The following is a 17,699-nucleotide window of genomic DNA, read 5'->3' as shown; positions in this document are numbered from 1 at the left end:
CTCCCGATTATTGTGCGTTTTGACGAGGTGTGTTCTGACGGTATTCATTAATTAATTCAATGAAATGGTCGAATAAATTTGCCGCATCATGTGGCCCTGAACTTGCTTCTGGGTGGCCTTGAAAACTGAATGCTGGTTTATCCGTACGGTGAATACCTTGCAATGTTCCATCAAACAGCGACTTGTGAGTCACTCGCAGTGTGTCGGGAAGTGTCGATTCATCAACAGCAAAACCATGGTTTTGCGCCGTGATCATCACCACATCTTTATCTAAATCTTTAACTGGATGGTTAGCACCATGATGGCCAAACTTCATTTTCATGGTATTAGCGCCACTCGCCAGGGCAAGTAACTGGTGCCCTAAACAGATACCAAATACTGGAATTTCTGTGGTTAAAAATGTTTCAATGGCCTTGATGGCGTAATCGCATGGGGCTGGGTCACCAGGGCCATTCGATAAGAAAATACCATCGGGGTTCATCGCTAATACAGTTTCTGCGGGTGTTGTTGCTGGTACCACCGTTAAACGGCAGCCACGGTCAACTAACATACGTAAAATATTGCGCTTCGCACCGAAGTCATAAGCGACAACATGTAAAGGGAGTTCATCCGCAGTTTTTGCGCCTTGCTGGCCATTTTCCAGCGTCCATGAACCTTGGGACCAGTTATAAATCTCTTTAGTGCAGACTTCTTTTGCTAAATCCAACCCATTCAAACCTGAAAAACTACGCGCTTTTTCCAATGCCAGTGCAACATCTGGGTTATCACCCGCAATGATACAACCGTTTTGAGCGCCTTTTTCTCTCAGTAAACGTGTCAATTTACGTGTATCGATATCTGCAATCGCCACCACATTATGGCGTTTTAGATATTCAGATAACCCTTCTTGCCCGCGGAAGTTACTGTATACCAATGGTAAGTCACGAATGATTAAGCCTTGAACATGAACATTTGGAGATTCTTCGTCATCAGCATTAGTGCCGACATTACCAATATGGGGATAAGTGAGAGTAACAATTTGGCGGGAATAGGAAGGGTCTGTAATTATTTCTTGATATCCGGTCATCGACGTGTTGAAAACGACTTCTCCAACAGCAGCGCCTTCTGCACCGATAGCACGCCCGTGGAATTGGGTTCCGTCTTCCAGAACCAATATAGCTGACTTAATCAAAACACCCTCCGGAGAATAATAAATCACGTTTTTTGCATATTAATTCAGATTTTGCGATCTAAATCAATGCCAAAATGAGTTTTTAAGCAAATTTTTGGCAAATTGCGCGCATTCTAATGATGAGATAGGGTCTTGTCTAGAAAAAAATGCATTTTTTTCACTTTTATCTTACTTTTTTACTTAACTACCTCACTTTTAGTTGGATGAGTAGTATAAATAGCAGTAAATATGAATAAGTAAACGGTTGCAAAGCAAGATAACTAGTTTATTGATAATAACCCAGCTAAAAGAAGGAAGAAAGGATAATTAACGAGCAAAACTGAAGATAAAAACCATTAAAACATAAATTAATATCGATTTGAATAAAAATAATTCAAATCGATATCATAATAACAAAAATCAATTTTAAGATTATAATTTAAAAGAAAAATAAAAAATAAAAAAACTACAAACCATCTAGATTAAGCACATCTTTCATATCATATAACCCATTATTTTTAGCACAAACCCACCCTGAGGCTTTTATTGCGCCATTTGCAAAGGTCATACGGCTAGAGGCTTTATGGCTAATTTCAACTCGCTCCCCAATATCTGCAAACATTGCAGTATGTTCACCCACAATATCCCCAGCACGGATAGTTGCAAAGCCAATAGTTCCAGGTTCTCGTTCCCCGGTGTAACCTTCACGGGTATATACCGCACACTCTTTTAAATTTTTACCCAGCGCGCTAGCAATAGATTCCCCCATGGCTAAAGCAGTACCTGATGGCGCATCCACTTTATGGCGGTGATGAGCTTCAACAATTTCAATATCCGTGTAATTTCCCATTACTTTTGCTGCTTTTTCCAGTAATTTCAGTACGACATTGACGCCAACACTGAAATTTGCTGCAAAGACAATAGGAATAGATTTCGCAGCTTCGGCAATGGCTTGCTTCCCTTGCTCATCAAACCCTGTCGTACCAATGACCATGGCTTTTTGGTTGGCTTTACAAAATGCTAAGTAATGCAATGTGCCTTCTGGACGCGTAAAATCAATAACCACATCAAAATCATTAACAACCTGGTCAAGTGAATCAACAATGGAAATACCTAACTTACCGATACCTGCGAGTTCACCTGCATCGGTTCCGATAAGTGATGATCCTTCACGCTCAATCGCTGCCCCCAATTGAATTCCATCTTGTTGTTGTGCGGCTTGGATTAGCTGGCGTCCCATACGTCCACCTGCACCAACTATTGCGACACGTACCACTGAATTTGCCATGGTTTATCCTTTTTTAATTAATGCAAATATATAAATTTGAACTGTTGTTTAGGATAAAAAGGCTATTTTTACCCACAGTTTAGAAATGTTTGTGATACAGATTAACTATCCTGACTGTATTCTGCTAGCAAAAATGCAGAGTTATTAACAAAAGCGTAGAAAGCATAGAGATTATCAGTAAAAGTTTTAATTGAGAGAAAACGCGAAGGGAACAACTTGAATAAAAAGGTTAAAACAGCCGCAAAGATAGGAATGGTAAAGCGGCTGTTCCTGTAATTAAAACCAAATGATTAATTAATCTCTTTGACCTCAACTCTTAATTCTTTAGGGACTTCAAAGACGATATTTTCTTCACGCCCTTGCAATTCAACAACCGAGTCGGCTCCTAACTCTTTAAGTCGATCAATGACTTGCCTAACTAAGATGTCTGGCGCTGATGCCCCCGCAGTTAAGCCGATAATGTTTTTATCTGCTAACCATTCCGTTTTAATATCTTCTGCACCATCAATTAAAAATGCAGGTTTTTGCATGCGCGAAGCTAATTCCGCTAGACGATTTGAGTTTGATGAGTTTTTAGAACCGACGACTAAAACAATATCAGCGCGTTCTGCAAGTTCTCTCGCTGCCTCTTGGCGGTTAGTCGTTGCATAGCAAATATCGTCTTTACGAGGTCCTACAATGCTTGGAAAGCGAGAAGTCAGTGCATCAATAACATCAGAGGTATCATCAACAGAAAGTGTTGTTTGTGTCATGAAAGAGAGATTATTTTCATCTTTCACTTTTAATTTCCAAACATCTTCTGGGCTCTCAACAAGATACATCCCGCCTTCAGGGTTACTATATTGGCCCATCGTGCCTTCGACTTCTGGATGCCCGGCATGCCCAATTAAAATGGCTTCTTTGCCTTTACGACTTGCTCGTGCAACTTCCATATGGACTTTCGTCACCAAAGGACAAGTGGCATCAAATAACATCGTTAGATCGCGAGAACGCGCTTCTTGGCGAATGGCTTGAGAAACGCCATGCGCAGAAAAAATCAAGATTGACCCATCCGGTACTTCTGAGATTTCTTCAATAAAGATAGCACCACGTTGACGTAAATCATCAACAACATAACGGTTATGAACCACTTCGTGACGAACGTAAATCGGAGCACCATATATTTCTAATGCCCTTTCTACGATGCTAATTGCGCGGTCTACGCCAGCACAAAACCCACGAGGGTTAGCCATTAATATTTGCATTGTGATTCTCCAATTGCGGGTCTACTTCAAGCACTTCGATATCAAAACTAATCTGCTGCTCAGCGAGAGGGTGGTTAAAATCAATAGTAATCGACTCACCTTCAATTGATTTTACTACACCTGGCATTTCACTGCCATTCATCGCGGTAAATAGCATTATCGTACCAATTTCAGGAATGCCTGTTTCTATAAAGTCACGCAATGAAAAATATTGAACTAAATCAGGATTATGTTTCCCAAAAACAGTGTCTCCGGGCAGCGAAAAACTTTTCTTTTCACCTTCATAAAGGCCAATCAATTGAGCTTCAAGTTCTGGCGATAAGGAGTCATTCCCTAAAACAAACAACGCAGGCTTTCCTTGTGCATGCGAGGAATCAGCCGTAGAGCCATCTTCCAATTTCAGTGTGAAATGCAGTAAAACAGAGCTCTGCGCCTGTATTTGAGTAGACATAAACCAAACCTATTTATCATAAAATTCAGCCCAGAAAATCTGGGCTGTGAGTTATTACATTCTAACCTAGTGCACTACCATTTTATTTGGCTTTTTCTTGCTTTGATTTATCTGGTAGGAAACCTTCTAAAATCACAAGAGCTGCACCAATACATATCGCCATATCCGCTAGGTTAAATGTCGGCCAATGCCAATTACCGACGTAAAAATCAAGGTAATCGATAACGAAGCCATGGACTAAACGGTCGCTTAAATTACCGATAGCACCACCAATAATCAATGCATATGCAATGTTAGATAGGCGTTTTTGTGCACTTTGGCGATACATCATAACCATTAAGATAACGGAGATCCCAATTGCAATACCTGCAAAGAACCAACGTTGCCATCCGCCTTCATCAGCCAAGAAACTAAATGCCGCGCCAAAATTTTGCGCATACATTATGTTAAAAAATGGCATTATCGGATGCGGTTCGTACAAATTTAGGTCACTAAGCACTAATTGCTTAATGCCTAAATCCGCAACGATGATCACAATGGTTAACCATAACCAACGCAAACCGGTAGAACAAACTGGCGTCTTCATTAAGCAAACTTACGTGTTTCGCCGTTACCGGCTACGTTAGTGACACAGCGACCACAGATTTCTGGTTGCTCGCTTGAAGAACCGATATCACTTGCATAATGCCAGCAACGTGGGCATTTTTCACCCGCTGCTTTACTGAAAGCAATTTTCAGGCCTTTCAATTCACTTTCTTGTGCATCTGCTGGAGCTGTTGCGATATCAGCGACATGGGCTTGTGATGTCAGTAAAACAAAGCGTAATTCATCACCCAAGCTTTGCAGTTTTTCGGCCAGAGCTTTATCCGCATACAATGTCACCGCAGCTTCTAATGAGCCCCCGATAAGCTTATCAGTACGCGCTTGTTCTAAGACCTTATTCACTTCACCACGAACAGCCAATAGCTCAGTCCAGAAGCTGTTGTTCATTTCATTTGATTCATCTAAACCAAACAAACCGTCATACCACTCTTCGGTAAGAACGAATTGAGCGCGTTTTCCTGGTAACTCATTCCAAATTTCATCGGAAGTGAAGGACAGAACTGGAGCCATCCAACGCACTAACGCTTCAACAATATGGAATAACGCAGTTTGGCAGCTACGACGCGCTAAACTATCACTTTTCGCCGTATACTGACGGTCTTTGATGATATCCAGATAGAATGATCCCATTTCAATGGAGCAGAAATGCATTAATCTCTGGATAACAGACAAGAAGTCGTATTCATCATAAGCTTTGGCTATTTCTTGCTGAGCTTCTAACGCACGGCTCACCGCCCAACGGTCTAAAACCACCATATCTTCTGGTTTCACCATATCGGTTTCAGGATTGAAACCACTCAGGTTAGCCAGTAAGAAACGTGCAGTATTACGAATACGGCGATATGAATCAGCAGCACGTTTTAAAATTTCATCTGAAACCGCGATTTCGCCAGTATAATCCGTTGATGCAACCCATAAACGTAAGATATCTGCACCCAGTTTATTCATTACATCTTGTGGGCTTACTGTGTTGCCTAAAGATTTAGACATTTTGCGGCCTTGGCCATCAACAGTAAAACCATGTGTCAACACTTGGCGATAAGGTGCTTTCCCTTTCATTGCTGTTGATAACATCAATGATGACATAAACCAGCCACGGTGTTGATCCGACCCTTCAAGGTACATATCCGCTGAATTACCATGGAATTCAGGACGTGCATCAACAACCGCAAAATGCGTTGAGCCTGAATCAAACCACACGTCTAAGGTATCAGGTACTTTACGATATATTTCAGCTTCATCACCCAGAAGCTCGGCAGGGTCAAGATCCCACCATGCTTGGATGCCATCCACTTCAACACGCTTAGCCACTTCTTCCATTAATTCTAACGTGCGAGGATGTAGCTCTTCAGTGTCTTTATGAACAAACAACGACATTGGGGTACCCCAAGTACGCTGACGAGAAATACACCAGTCAGGGCGGTTTTCAACCATAGACTCAATTCGTGCACGTCCCCAACCCGGGATCCATTGAACAATATCAATTTCTTTCAGAGATTGTTCACGTAAGCCGTTTTTATCCATGCCGATAAACCACTGTGGCGTAGCACGGAAGATAACTGGAGTCTTATGGCGCCAGCAACATGGGTAGCTGTGTTGAATCGCTTGTTTGTACAGTAACGCACCTTTTTCGTTCAATAATTCAACGATAAGGTCATTAGCTTTAAAAATAAATACACCATCTAATGTTGGGTAAGTATTTGGTAAGAAGCAGCCATCTGGGCCCACAGGATTAGCCGTTTCTAAGCCATATTTCTGCCCGACAACATAGTCTTCAGGGCCGTGGCCTGGTGCGGTATGAACAGCCCCCGTACCTGCGTCTAATGTCACGTGATCGCCCAAAATAGCAGGAACATCAAAGCCCATAAATGGGTGCTGGAAGCGCAACAATTCTAATGCTGAACCTTCGCATTCACCAAGAACTTCCCATGCGGTGATACCCGCAGTTTTCATCACGTCTTCAACAAGGTCAGCAGCTAAAATGACTAACTCGCCATTTGCATCAACCAAGTTATATTTGAATTCAGGATTTAATGAAATTGCACGGTTTGCTGGCAATGTCCAAGGTGTCGTTGTCCAAATAACCAGCGACGGAGTTTTGTCACTTGCCACACCAAATTTTTCGCACACGGTTTTGCCATCTACCGCAGGGAATCGAACATAGATAGATGGCGAGGTTTTATCATAATATTCGACTTCAGCTTCCGCTAATGAAGAACCGCAAGCTGTACACCAGTGAACAGGTTTTGCCCCTTTCACTAAATGGCCGTTTGCAATAGTTTTCGCCAATGCTCGAATAATGTGAGCCTCGGTTTTAAAATCCATTGTTAGATAAGGTTTATCCCACTCACCTAAAACACCAAGACGCATGAAATCAGCTTTTTGACCTTCAATTTGCTCTTTAGCGTATTGACGGCATTGTGCACGAAATTCAGCGGCAGAAACTTTTTCCCCTGGCTTACCGACGATTTGTTCAACTTTATGTTCAATCGGTAATCCATGGCAGTCCCAACCTGGGATGTATGGGGAATCATAACCCGCCAACCCTTTGGACTTAATAATAATATCTTTGAGAATTTTGTTAACTGAGTGACCAATATGAATACTGCCGTTAGCATACGGAGGACCATCGTGCAGAATAAAGGTTTTCTTGCCCGATTTTGCTTTACGGATTGCCTGATACAAACCTTCTTTGTACCAGCGCTCTAACATCTGTGGTTCGCGTTTAGCGAGATCGCCACGCATTGGGAACCCTGTTTCTGGTAGATTCAGGGTATTTTTATAGTCACTCATCGATTCTCAGTTCCAATTTTCCGCTAAATTATCTGATTCCTATTGCAGTAAGATACTCTCTCGCTGCAATTACATCATTAGCAATTTGCTCCTTAAGCGCTTCCAACGAAGCAAACCGCTGCTCATCACGTAATTTCTTACGTAACACTACATCGATATGACGCCCATATAAATCCATATTTGCATCAATCAGATGAACTTCTAACTGTGTTCCTTTTCCAGATACAGTCGGACGTGTGCCAATATTTGCCACACCAGGTAGAGGCTTATCACCTAAACCGTAAACTTCTACAGCATACACACCAGTAACTGGTGTGACTAAACGTTTTAACGGTAGGTTTGCTGTTGGAAAACCTATTGTTCTGCCAAGTTGATTACCATGAACCACTCGCCCGCTAATACGATAAGAATGCCCTAATAGGCTTTCAGCTAATTCAAGATTGTTTTCTTGAATCGCTTTTCGTATCGCCGTACTGCTAATACGAAGCCCTGAATCACAGAAGCTTTCTGTATCTGCAACTTCAAAACCGAATTCATCACCCGCCTGTTGTAAAAAAGTAAAATCCCCCATGCGATTTTTCCCAAAGCGGAAATCATCACCTATAGCGAGATACTTTACCCCAAGCTTACTGACAAGTAAGTCAGCAACAAACTCAGCGGGTGTTAATGATGCAAAGTGCTGGTTAAATTCAACACATAAGAGGTAATCAATACCACTGTCTGCAAGATATTTAACTTTGTCTCGCAAGCGTGTCAAACGCGCAGGCGCTTTGTCACCAATAAAAAATTCAAGGGGCTGTGGCTCAAATATCATCACGACAGTTGGTAACCCTAACTGCGCTCCCTTAAGTTTCAAATTTTGAAGCAAAACCTGATGCCCACGATGGACACCATCAAAATTACCGATAGTCAGCACGCAACCATGATGGCACGCCCGGATATTCTGTATACCGCGAATTAGCTCCATAACAGGCTCAATACCGAGGAAATTGCAGGATTATACCTTGTACGACGCATAAGGTTAACCTTAGTTCGCAAAAGGTTTCATTAAACCCTATTTTTTTGATCTCTACACGATTTATTAACCACTATTTTTATGCAATTAGTGGGTTATTACGCTCCTCAAACAGAGCAATTAGATTCGAACATCAAAAACTTTGGGGTAACCAATGGATTATCAATACAACAAATTTGTTCCAAGGTCTCTAAAAATATTATATTTTTATGTTTTATACTTCAATGGTTATAACCACGTGGTCAAAAAGAACAAAAAACAACCATAACATGCTTGGTTTTCATACTACCCACTGATTGATAAACTAAAAAATATTTTTCGCCTTAATTCTTTTTAAATTTCTGCCATCAATTACGCATTTTTTCACGCTAAGATCTGTATTCTTCTTATATTTGCTGATAGAATCTTGCACCATTCACAGCGCATGAGCATCGAAGTACACGATGTTTATTTGCACAAATCCATTGACAAATGAAGGGCGAAAGGGCATATTCCTCGACCTTTGAATTGTCCTCAATAGAATACATTTGGGAGTTGGACCTTGGCTAATATCAAATCAGCTAAGAAACGTGCCGTTCAGTCAGAGAAACGTCGCCAGCATAACGCTAGCCGTCGCTCTATGGTACGTACTTTTATCAAGAAAGTTTACCTTGCTATCGCTGCAGGCGATAAAGAAGCTGCTCAGAAAGCATTCAATGACATGCAACCTATTGTTGATCGCCATGCTACTAAAGGCCTGATCCACAAAAATAAAGCAGCACGTCATAAAGCTAACTTAGTTGCTCAAATCAAAGCAATGTAATTTTGCTTCTTGATTAGCTTAAAAAACCGGCTTATGCCGGTTTTTTATTTGTCGTTATTTTTTATCTAAGCTATCAAGCGGAACTGAAAATAAATCTGAAAAATCTTTATTACACACTCGCTGTACTGCTGGGTGCTGTATCATTCTCTCTGCAAAAATAACGTAATATTCTTCTTTTACGCTCTCTAAACGGCCTAACTCTACAATGTCTTCACCACCTAGAAGATCAGGTGTATACTGCGATGGAGCTACAAAAATCGCGTTATAATGCATACCAAATGCTTTCATAAGCGCCGCATCATCAAACTCACCTAACACTTCAACTTGCAGATTTTTATTTCGTATCCAAGCTAAGATATGCCTACCTAACAAATATCGCCGCCCAGGAATTAATAAACGACGTTCCTCTAAACATTCAGGGAATGGCTTTTTAGGGATTGGCTGACGACAAAAGAAACTCATATTACACTCGCCCAATTTCACCGAAAACAAGCCTTCTTGCTGCGATGAGTCAACTGGGCAGTCAGACAAAATCATGTCTAATTTATGTTGGCTGAGCTGTTCTAATAGCAATTCATGTGTTGATTCAAAACAACGTAAATGAATTTGTTCATGCTCTACAACTGTAGTTTCTAATATTTTACTAACTAACTGTTTTGATAGGGTATCCGCAACCCCGACGTCAAACAGTAAATTAGATTCGCGGCTGTAATTAACGATATCTAGCATTTCTTGGCTAAGCATGAACATTTTATCTGCATAGCGAAAAATTAATTGCCCAAGCTCAGATGGCACCAAACCTCGCCCCTGCCTTTTGAATAATTTTCCACCTAATCGTTCTTCCAATGCTTTTATTTGCCCTGTAATTGTCTGAGGAGTCAGGTAAAGCGCTTCTGCTGCTCCGACGACAGAGCCTTCTTTACATACATGCCAGAAGTAGTAAAGATGGTTAAAATTAAGATGTGAAACCCGCATATCGATTCCTTTTGTACCGTCACTAGCTAGAAAAACCACTATTGACCATACACATTTACCCGCAGCTCATATTTCTCAGAGCCTTTAAAATGAATACCGTAGTGTATTTATAAACACACTACGGTATATCATAGATTATTAGTTCGGAAATTCTTACTAATAATTTGCAAAATTAAATATTGAGCTGGTACTAAGTTAGTCTTTTTGTTTCGGTAACACGACTCTTAACATAAAGTAACCTAAAAATGCAGCTAACGTAGAACCAAGCAAAATACCTAGACGTGAATAGGTACTATACACCTCATTAAGCCCATCAAATGCGAGGCCGGTTATAAAAATAGACATAGTAAAACCGATCCCACACAATACAGAAACGGCAAAAACCTGTTTTAAGTTAATCGACTCAGGCAACTTTGCAAACCCAAGTTTTACCGAAACCCAACTAAATAGAAAAATTCCGATAGGCTTACCAAAAATTAGCCCTGCAGCGACACCTAATGGCAGTGGGCTTAATAAACCTTCTAATGTTACACCTTGAAGCTGTACACCCGAATTAGCAAACGCAAAAATAGGTAGAATTAAGTAAACAACCCATGGGTGTAAGACGTGTTCCAATTCTTCTGAAGGCTTGGTCTGGTTAGTACCATGTAAAGGAATCAAGAAGCCAACAATGACCCCTGCTAGTGTGGCATGAACCCCAGATTTCAAAATACACACCCATAATATTAACCCAATAACTAAGTAAGCCGCTGTATTCTCTACTCTACGCCAATTCATCATACAGAGAATGGCGATGCACAATGCTGAAAGCCCCAATGCAACCAAAGAAACAGAACTTGTGTAGAAAAAAGCAATAATTACGATAACACCAAGGTCATCAATAATAGCCAATGCTAATAAGAATACCTTAAGTTCTGTTGGAACCCGCTTACCTAATAAAGCCATCACCCCCAAAGCAAACGCAATATCTGTCGCTGCAGGTATCGCCCAACCTTGCTGAGTAACTGCATCTCCCCCATTAAATAACAGGTAAATTAGTGCAGGGGCAATCATTCCCCCTAATGCTGCAATTGCTGGAAATATCGCTTTATCACGCCCGGCAAGAGATCCCTCTAATAATTCACGTTTTACTTCAAGGCCGACCACCAAAAAGAAAATCGCCATTAAGAAGTCATTAATCCATAATATCAGAGGTTTATCTAAACCAAACTCTGATATTTTAATTGATACAGGAATATCTAAAAATTGCTGATAAGCCCCTTGTAATGGCGAATTAGCCATCATTAAAGCGACTATGGCAGCAATAATCAGGAGTAAGCCCCCTGCTGCTTCTAACCTTAGAAATTTACGAATAATTGCTGTCATATAGTTAACCCCAATATATTTTTGAATGTTAATACTATGCTAATCATCAATTCGCAAAAAGTCGTTTATTCATCAGAAATAAATCGGAATTATCGAGTAATTTAAGTTAAGCATCACAGAGAATGATAAAGAAACGTTAATTTTACTATAGACAACTTTTATAAAAACAAATAACAAATTTTGTTAAAAATGGACTTTATAATTTCAATTTCTTATTACAGTATCCAACCTACATTTTTCAACCACCACAGAATAATTATATATCTTCTTTTCTCGATACCTTTCGTGAAGATTTTAAATGTGGGAAACTGCTTGCAAGATATTTGCAAAGCGCTTCGCAAATAAAATGCGATTAGATTGCCAATAAAAAACTCAAGATTACAATTTACTAATGACAACTCACGTACTATTTGCCGTGCTTTTTGCTGCTTTTTGCCATGCAAGCTGGAACGCCATTGTTAAATTTGGCAATGACCGCTTTTTCGGTCTAGTCATGATTTCTGTTTTTTCTGGCATCTTAACGCTACCAGCAATATCCTGGTTAGGCCTACCATCACCAGAAGCTATCCATTGGTTAGCTTTATCGGTATTATTTCATATTGGCTATACCTATTTTTTAAGCCAGGCTTATACACATGGTGATTTAAGCCAGATATACCCCATATCACGTGGGTCTGCGCCATTAATGACTGCACTACTCGGCGCTTTGCTATTTAGTGAGCTAATTCCATTAATGGGCCTTATTGGTGTTTTATTTATCATTAGTGGCGTAGTGCTCATTGCCTTTGCAGGAAAAAAATTCACCTTAAATATCAAAGGAAAAGCACTGGCTTTTGCCATATCAACTGCCTTTTTTACTGCCTGTTATACCTTATCTGATGGCTATGGTGCTAGAGCAAGTGAAGACCCTGTAGTGTATACACTTTGGTTATTTCTATTGAATGGGATTGTGTTAGCTGTACCTGGCTTTATCAAATATCGTGGTACCCTAATTGTTGGAATTCAACAATACTGGCGCTCTGGGTTACTAGGTGGGTTAATGCAACTGATTAGCTATGGTATTGCCATATGGGCGATGAGCCAAGCACCCATTGTCATGGTCGCTGCAATTAGAGAAACTAGTGTACTATTCGCTATGTTCCTATCTATTGCTTTTCTTAAAGAGAAATTCAACGTCATGCGAGTCGTTGCCTGTGTTGTTATTGTTTTTGGTGTTTTATTAGCAAAATTAAGTCATTAATAAAATTATTATTATTTAAATGTTCGGTTACCAAGCAATCAATTTTGTTTTATTAAAAATAGTATTATTTTTTTTATTTACCTATAGTTTTTATATTTTCTCACCAGATATGAGGCCAAAATGTCGCTTTTAAAATCTTTACTGGCTATTTCCATTATTAGTGCTTCTTTTTCTAGCTTTGCTGCTACACCCGCTGACATCATAATTGTAGATGGCACCATCTTAACTATGGATGCTCAAAAACAGGTTATTGACCATGGTACGGTTGTCATCAAAGGCAATAAAATTATTGCCGTTGGTGGCCCTGAGCTTACTCAACATTATCAAGCACCTAATGTACTGAATGTTGATGGTGATATTGTCATGCCAGGTCTAATTAACACGCATACACATGCATCTATGACCGTATTTCGTTCTTTAGCCGATGATGTTCCAGACCGTTTACACCGTTATATTTTCCCATTAGAAAATAAAATGGTCTCCCGTGAAATGGTACGAGTTGGGGCAAACCTTGCTAATGTTGAAATGATTAAAGGGGGTGTCACAACATACGTTGATATGTATTATTTTGAAGATGAAGTGGCTAAAACCGTTGATAAAATTGGCTTAAGAGCTGTCCTTGGTGAATCTGTTATTCAATTTCCTGTCGCTGATGCAAAAAATGCAGATGAAGGCATCAATTATGCCGTAAACTTTATTAATCAATACAAAGATCACCCACGTATCACTCCTGCTTTTGCTCCCCATGCCCCTTATACCAACACAACAGAGCATTTACAAAAAATAGCAAAATTATCTCAAGAACTTGATGTTCCCGTGATGATCCATCTAGCGGAAACAGATCGTGAGCAAGAAGAAATCGCCAAACGCACTGGTGGCAAAAGCCCGGTACAATATATGGCAGACATAGGTGCACTGAACAATAAAGTAATAGCTGCCCATGCCATTATGGTTGATGAAAAAGATATAGATTTGCTCAAACAATATGATGTCGGTGTTGCACATAATATCAGTGCGAATACTAAGTCCGCTAAGGGTGTTGCCCCTGTGACAACCATGCTTGAAAAAGGGATCCGTGTTGGCTTGGGAACTGATGGACCAATGTCGAGTAATACGTTGACGACGTTAAATGAATTGAATTTAGTGGGTAAGATTCACAAACTAGCAAATAAAGATAGAGCAGCGATGCCACCAATCACTGTTGTTGATATGGCAACAATGGGCTCTGCTCGTGTATTACACATGGAAGATAAACTGGGCTCTCTCGAACCAGGGAAATTAGCTGATATTATTGTTATTGATACTAAATCACCTAATATGGTTCCTATGTATAGCCCATATGCTGCGCTGGTATATGGGGCTAATGGAGCCAATGTTCGTCATACCATAGTTGATGGCAACGTATTGATGAAAGACCGTAAAATACTGACTGCGGATGAAAATTCAATCATCAAAGAAGCTCAAGATTTTGCCAATAAAGTCCGAGAAACTGTGGTTGCTAGCGGTGAAGTTGTAAAATAAGATAAAAAAAATGGCTGACTTGGCAATATGCTCAGTCAGCCATTCTAACTTTACCAACTATTAACTAATTATTTATTAGTTAAATCATCAAAGAATTTCTTCACACCATCTAAAAAGCTTTTAGAGCGCGGGCTGTTCTTCTCACCGCTCTTTCCACCTAATGATTCACCAAATTCTTTGAGTAACTCTTTTTGTTTCTCATTGAGTTTAACAGGGGTTTCAACAACGATGTGGCACATTAAATCACCTTGCAGGCCACCACGTACCGATTTCACACCTTTTCCTTTCATACGGAAAATTTTACCGGTTTGAGTTTCTGCTGGGATTTTCAGTTTTACACGCCCATCAAGGGTTGGCACTTCAATTTCGCCACCCAGTGCTGCATCAGCAAAGTTAATCGGCACCTCACAGTGCAGGTTATTACCATCACGCTCAAAAATATTATGAGGCAATACATGAACCTGAACAAATAAGTCTCCTGCTGGTGCTCCGTTTTCTCCGGCTTCACCTTCCCCTGACAAACGAACACGGTCACCCGTATCTACGCCAGCTGGAATTTTAACTGACAGTGTTTTATATCTTTCAACACGGCCATGACCATGACATTTGTTGCATGGATCTTTGATAACTTTACCGCGACCATGGCAAGTTGGACAAGGCTGCTGTACAGAGAAAAAGCCTTGGCGCATATGGACTTGGCCCATACCGTGACAGGTTGAGCACGTATCCGCACTGGTTCCCGGTTTCGCACCATTACCATGACAAACGTCACAGGTTTCTAAGGTCGGAATACGGATTTCTTTGGTCACTCCACGGACAGCCTCTTCAAGAGTCAGTTCCATGTTGTACTGTAGGTCAGAACCACGGCTTGGGCGCTGCTGTCTGCGGCCACCTCCAAAAATATCACCGAAGACGTCACCAAAGATATCACTAAAGTCAGCGCCACCACCAAAGCCGCCGCCTCCGCCCATTCCGCCTTGCTCAAACGCTGCATGACCATATTGGTCATAAGCGGCGCGTTTTTGCTCGTCAGAAAGAACTTCGTAAGCTTCTTTAATTTCTTTAAATTTACCTTCTGATTCTTTATCCCCCTGATTACGGTCGGGGTGATGCTTCATCGCTAAGCGCTTATAAGCTCGCTTAATATCTTTATCTGAAGCATTTCTTTCGAGGCCTAGCACCTCATAAAAATCTCTTTTCGCCATTCTATTTACCCTTAACATGCGGAACGGGCGTAGAGTTCCCTCGACGCCCGTATCCGGTATCAGTAACCATTAACTAGCATTTGCTACAGCTACTGCGCCCGCTAAGGGCATTATTTTTTATCTTTGTCGTTAACTTCTTCGAATTCAGCATCAACAACGTCATCATCTTTCTTCGCTTCTGCGCCAGCAGCACCACCCGCTTGCGCTTGAGCTTGTTGCTGTGCGATTTCCAGAAGTTTTGCAGATGCAGTGACTAAAGCTTGGATTTTCGCTTCAATATCCGCTTTATCTTCACCTTTTGCTGCCGCTTCTAATTCAGAAGTTGCTTTTTCAATATTCGCTTTATCTTCAGCTGGTAATTTATCACCGGCTTCTTCAATTTGTTTACGAGTACCGTGAACTAATTGGTCAGCTTGGTTACGAACCTGAACTAACTCTTCAAATTTACGGTCAGCTTCAGCGTTTGCTTCTGCGTCACGTACCATTTTTTCGATTTCCTCGTCATTCAGACCTGAAGAAGCCTTAATGGTGATGTTTTGCTCACGCCCGCTATTTTTATCTTTCGCAGAAACATGCAAGATACCATCAGCATCGATATCAAAAGTCACTTCAATTTGTGGCATACCGCGTGGGGCAGGTTGAATACCATCTAAGTTAAACTGACCCAGTGATTTGTTGTCACTTGCACGTTTACGCTCACCTTGCAGAACATGGATAGTTACCGCTGCTTGGTTATCTTCCGCTGTTGAGAATACTTGGCTATGTTTCGTTGGGATAGTGGTGTTCTTCGAGATTAACGAAGTCATCACACCACCCATGGTTTCGATACCTAAAGACAGAGGAGTTACGTCAAGTAACAGAACGTCTTTAACATCACCCGCTAAAACACCACCTTGTACTGCCGCACCCATTGCAACTGCTTCGTCAGGGTTCACGTCTTTACGTGGTTCTTTACCAAAGAAATCAGCAACAACTTTTTGAACCATTGGCATACGTGTTTGGCCACCAACTAAAATAACGTCGTTGATTTCGCTCACGCTTAAGCCCGCGTCTTGCAGAGCAACTTTAACTGGCTCCATAGAACGCTTAACTAAATCTTCTACCAGTGACTCTAATTTCGCACGAGTCACTTTAATATTCATATGTTTAGGACCTGTTGCATCCGCTGTAATGTACGGCAGGTTAACGTCTGTTTGTTGTGCAGAAGACAGCTCAATTTTTGCTTTTTCTGCAGCTTCTTTCAGACGTTGCATCGCTAACGGGTCGTTACGTAGGTCAACACCTTGTTCTTTCTTAAACTCTTCAACTAAGTAGTTGATTAAACGAGTATCGAAGTCTTCACCACCTAAGTGAGTATCACCATTGGTTGCCAAAACTTCATAGGTTTTTTCGCCATCAACTTCATCAATTTCGATGATTGATAAGTCAAATGTACCACCACCTAAGTCATAAACCGCAATAGTACGGTTACCCACTTCTCTATCTAAACCATATGCTAATGCCGCAGCTGTTGGTTCGTTAATGATACGTTTTACTTCTAAACCAGCGATACGACCAGCATCTTTAGTCGCTTGACGCTGAGCATCGTTAAAGTAAGCAGGTACAGTAATAACTGCTTCTGTTACAGGCTCACCTAAATAGTCTTCAGCTGTTTTCTTCATTTTTTTCAGAACTTCAGCTGAAACTTGTGGCGGAGCCATTTTTTGGCCTTTCACATCTAACCAAGCATCGCCGTTATCAGCCGCAATGATTTTATATGGCATGATAGAAACGTCGCGCTGAACTTCTTCGTCTTGGAAACGACGACCAATCAAACGTTTGATTGCAAATAAAGTATTTTCTGGGTTAGTCACAGCCTGACGTTTTGCTGGCTGACCTACTAAAATTTCACCATCTTGAGTGTACGCAATGATGGAAGGAGTCGTTCTATCACCTTCGCTGTTCTCCAGAACACGAGCTGTAGTACCATCCATAATTGCAACGCATGAGTTAGTTGTACCCAAGTCGATACCAATGATTTTACCCATCTAAAACGCCTCCAAAGGAA

General features: G+C 40.9%; 14 protein-coding genes. 3 read left to right on the top strand and 11 right to left on the bottom strand.

Annotation, left to right across the window (positions count from 1 at the left end; all coding sequences use genetic code 11):
• Window positions 1-7 precede the first annotated feature (7 nt).
• From carA to ribF, 7 genes are all read right to left on the bottom strand, one after another.
• Complete coding sequence (carA, locus tag PR767_RS15865) at window positions 8-1,171, bottom strand: glutamine-hydrolyzing carbamoyl-phosphate synthase small subunit (protein ID WP_272520593.1); 1,164 nt, start codon at window positions 1,169-1,171, stop codon at window positions 8-10.
• 445 nt (window positions 1,172-1,616) lie between these two features.
• Window positions 1,617-2,438: a 4-hydroxy-tetrahydrodipicolinate reductase gene (gene dapB, locus PR767_RS15860; protein WP_272520592.1), complete on the bottom strand. Its 822-nt coding sequence runs from the start codon at window positions 2,436-2,438 to the stop codon at window positions 1,617-1,619.
• Between the two features lie 290 nt (window positions 2,439-2,728).
• Entirely contained in the window at window positions 2,729-3,682 is a 954-nt protein-coding gene (gene ispH / locus PR767_RS15855; protein ID WP_004914678.1) for a 4-hydroxy-3-methylbut-2-enyl diphosphate reductase, read from the bottom strand.
• Window positions 3,663-4,133 (bottom strand): FKBP-type peptidyl-prolyl cis-trans isomerase, encoded by a 471-nt coding sequence (gene fkpB, locus PR767_RS15850; protein WP_272520591.1) that lies wholly within the window; start codon window positions 4,131-4,133, stop codon window positions 3,663-3,665. The genes ispH and fkpB overlap by 20 nt, the downstream gene beginning before the upstream one ends.
• Window positions 4,134-4,215: 82 nt before the next feature.
• On the bottom strand, window positions 4,216-4,719 hold the full coding sequence (lspA, locus tag PR767_RS15845; protein WP_109911860.1) for a signal peptidase II: 504 nt from the start codon (window positions 4,717-4,719) through the stop codon (window positions 4,216-4,218).
• Window positions 4,719-7,529, bottom strand: a complete 2,811-nt coding sequence (ileS, locus tag PR767_RS15840) for an isoleucine--tRNA ligase (protein ID WP_004914683.1) — start codon at window positions 7,527-7,529, stop codon at window positions 4,719-4,721. Before ileS ends, lspA begins: the two co-directional genes overlap by 1 nt.
• A 28-nt stretch (window positions 7,530-7,557) precedes the next feature.
• Window positions 7,558-8,496 carry a bifunctional riboflavin kinase/FAD synthetase gene (gene ribF / locus PR767_RS15835; RefSeq protein ID WP_109911859.1) on the bottom strand — a complete coding sequence of 313 codons (939 nt, stop codon included), beginning with the start codon at window positions 8,494-8,496 and terminating at the stop codon, window positions 7,558-7,560.
• Window positions 8,497-9,085: 589 nt separating this feature from the next.
• Between ribF and rpsT the strand changes: the two genes are divergently transcribed.
• The gene (gene rpsT, locus PR767_RS15830; RefSeq protein WP_004914688.1) at window positions 9,086-9,346 is read left to right on the top strand and encodes a 30S ribosomal protein S20; all 261 of its coding nucleotides are present in this window, start codon (window positions 9,086-9,088) and stop codon (window positions 9,344-9,346) included.
• Between the two features lie 54 nt (window positions 9,347-9,400).
• On the opposite strand, the gene nhaR is transcribed toward rpsT, so the two are convergent.
• Window positions 9,401-10,321, bottom strand: a complete 921-nt coding sequence (nhaR, locus tag PR767_RS15825) for a transcriptional activator NhaR (RefSeq protein WP_004914690.1) — start codon at window positions 10,319-10,321, stop codon at window positions 9,401-9,403.
• Between the two features lie 195 nt (window positions 10,322-10,516).
• Window positions 10,517-11,686: a Na+/H+ antiporter NhaA gene (gene nhaA, locus PR767_RS15820; RefSeq protein WP_272520590.1), complete on the bottom strand. Its 1,170-nt coding sequence runs from the start codon at window positions 11,684-11,686 to the stop codon at window positions 10,517-10,519.
• Window positions 11,687-12,077: 391 nt separating this feature from the next.
• On the opposite strand from nhaA, the gene PR767_RS15815 reads away from it, so the two are divergent.
• Both PR767_RS15815 and PR767_RS15810 read left to right on the top strand, forming a co-directional pair.
• Window positions 12,078-12,926, top strand: coding sequence for an EamA family transporter (locus PR767_RS15815; protein WP_267750968.1), 849 nt, complete (start codon window positions 12,078-12,080; stop codon window positions 12,924-12,926).
• A 120-nt stretch (window positions 12,927-13,046) separates the two neighbouring features.
• Window positions 13,047-14,447: an amidohydrolase gene (locus PR767_RS15810; RefSeq protein ID WP_004914697.1), complete on the top strand. Its 1,401-nt coding sequence runs from the start codon at window positions 13,047-13,049 to the stop codon at window positions 14,445-14,447.
• A gap of 68 nt (window positions 14,448-14,515) precedes the next feature.
• Here PR767_RS15810 and dnaJ read toward each other — a convergent pair whose 3' ends face one another.
• On the bottom strand, window positions 14,516-15,652 hold the full coding sequence (gene dnaJ, locus PR767_RS15805; protein ID WP_109911858.1) for a molecular chaperone DnaJ: 1,137 nt from the start codon (window positions 15,650-15,652) through the stop codon (window positions 14,516-14,518).
• Between the two features lie 110 nt (window positions 15,653-15,762).
• Complete coding sequence (dnaK, locus tag PR767_RS15800) at window positions 15,763-17,679, bottom strand: molecular chaperone DnaK (RefSeq protein WP_004914699.1); 1,917 nt, start codon at window positions 17,677-17,679, stop codon at window positions 15,763-15,765.
• Window positions 17,680-17,699 lie beyond the last annotated feature (20 nt).

The sequence above is a fragment of the Providencia sp. PROV223 genome (assembly GCF_028479245.1).
Classification (GTDB): Bacteria; Pseudomonadota; Gammaproteobacteria; order Enterobacterales; family Enterobacteriaceae; genus Providencia; species Providencia rettgeri.
This window is presented reverse-complemented; position numbering and strand designations above follow the sequence as displayed.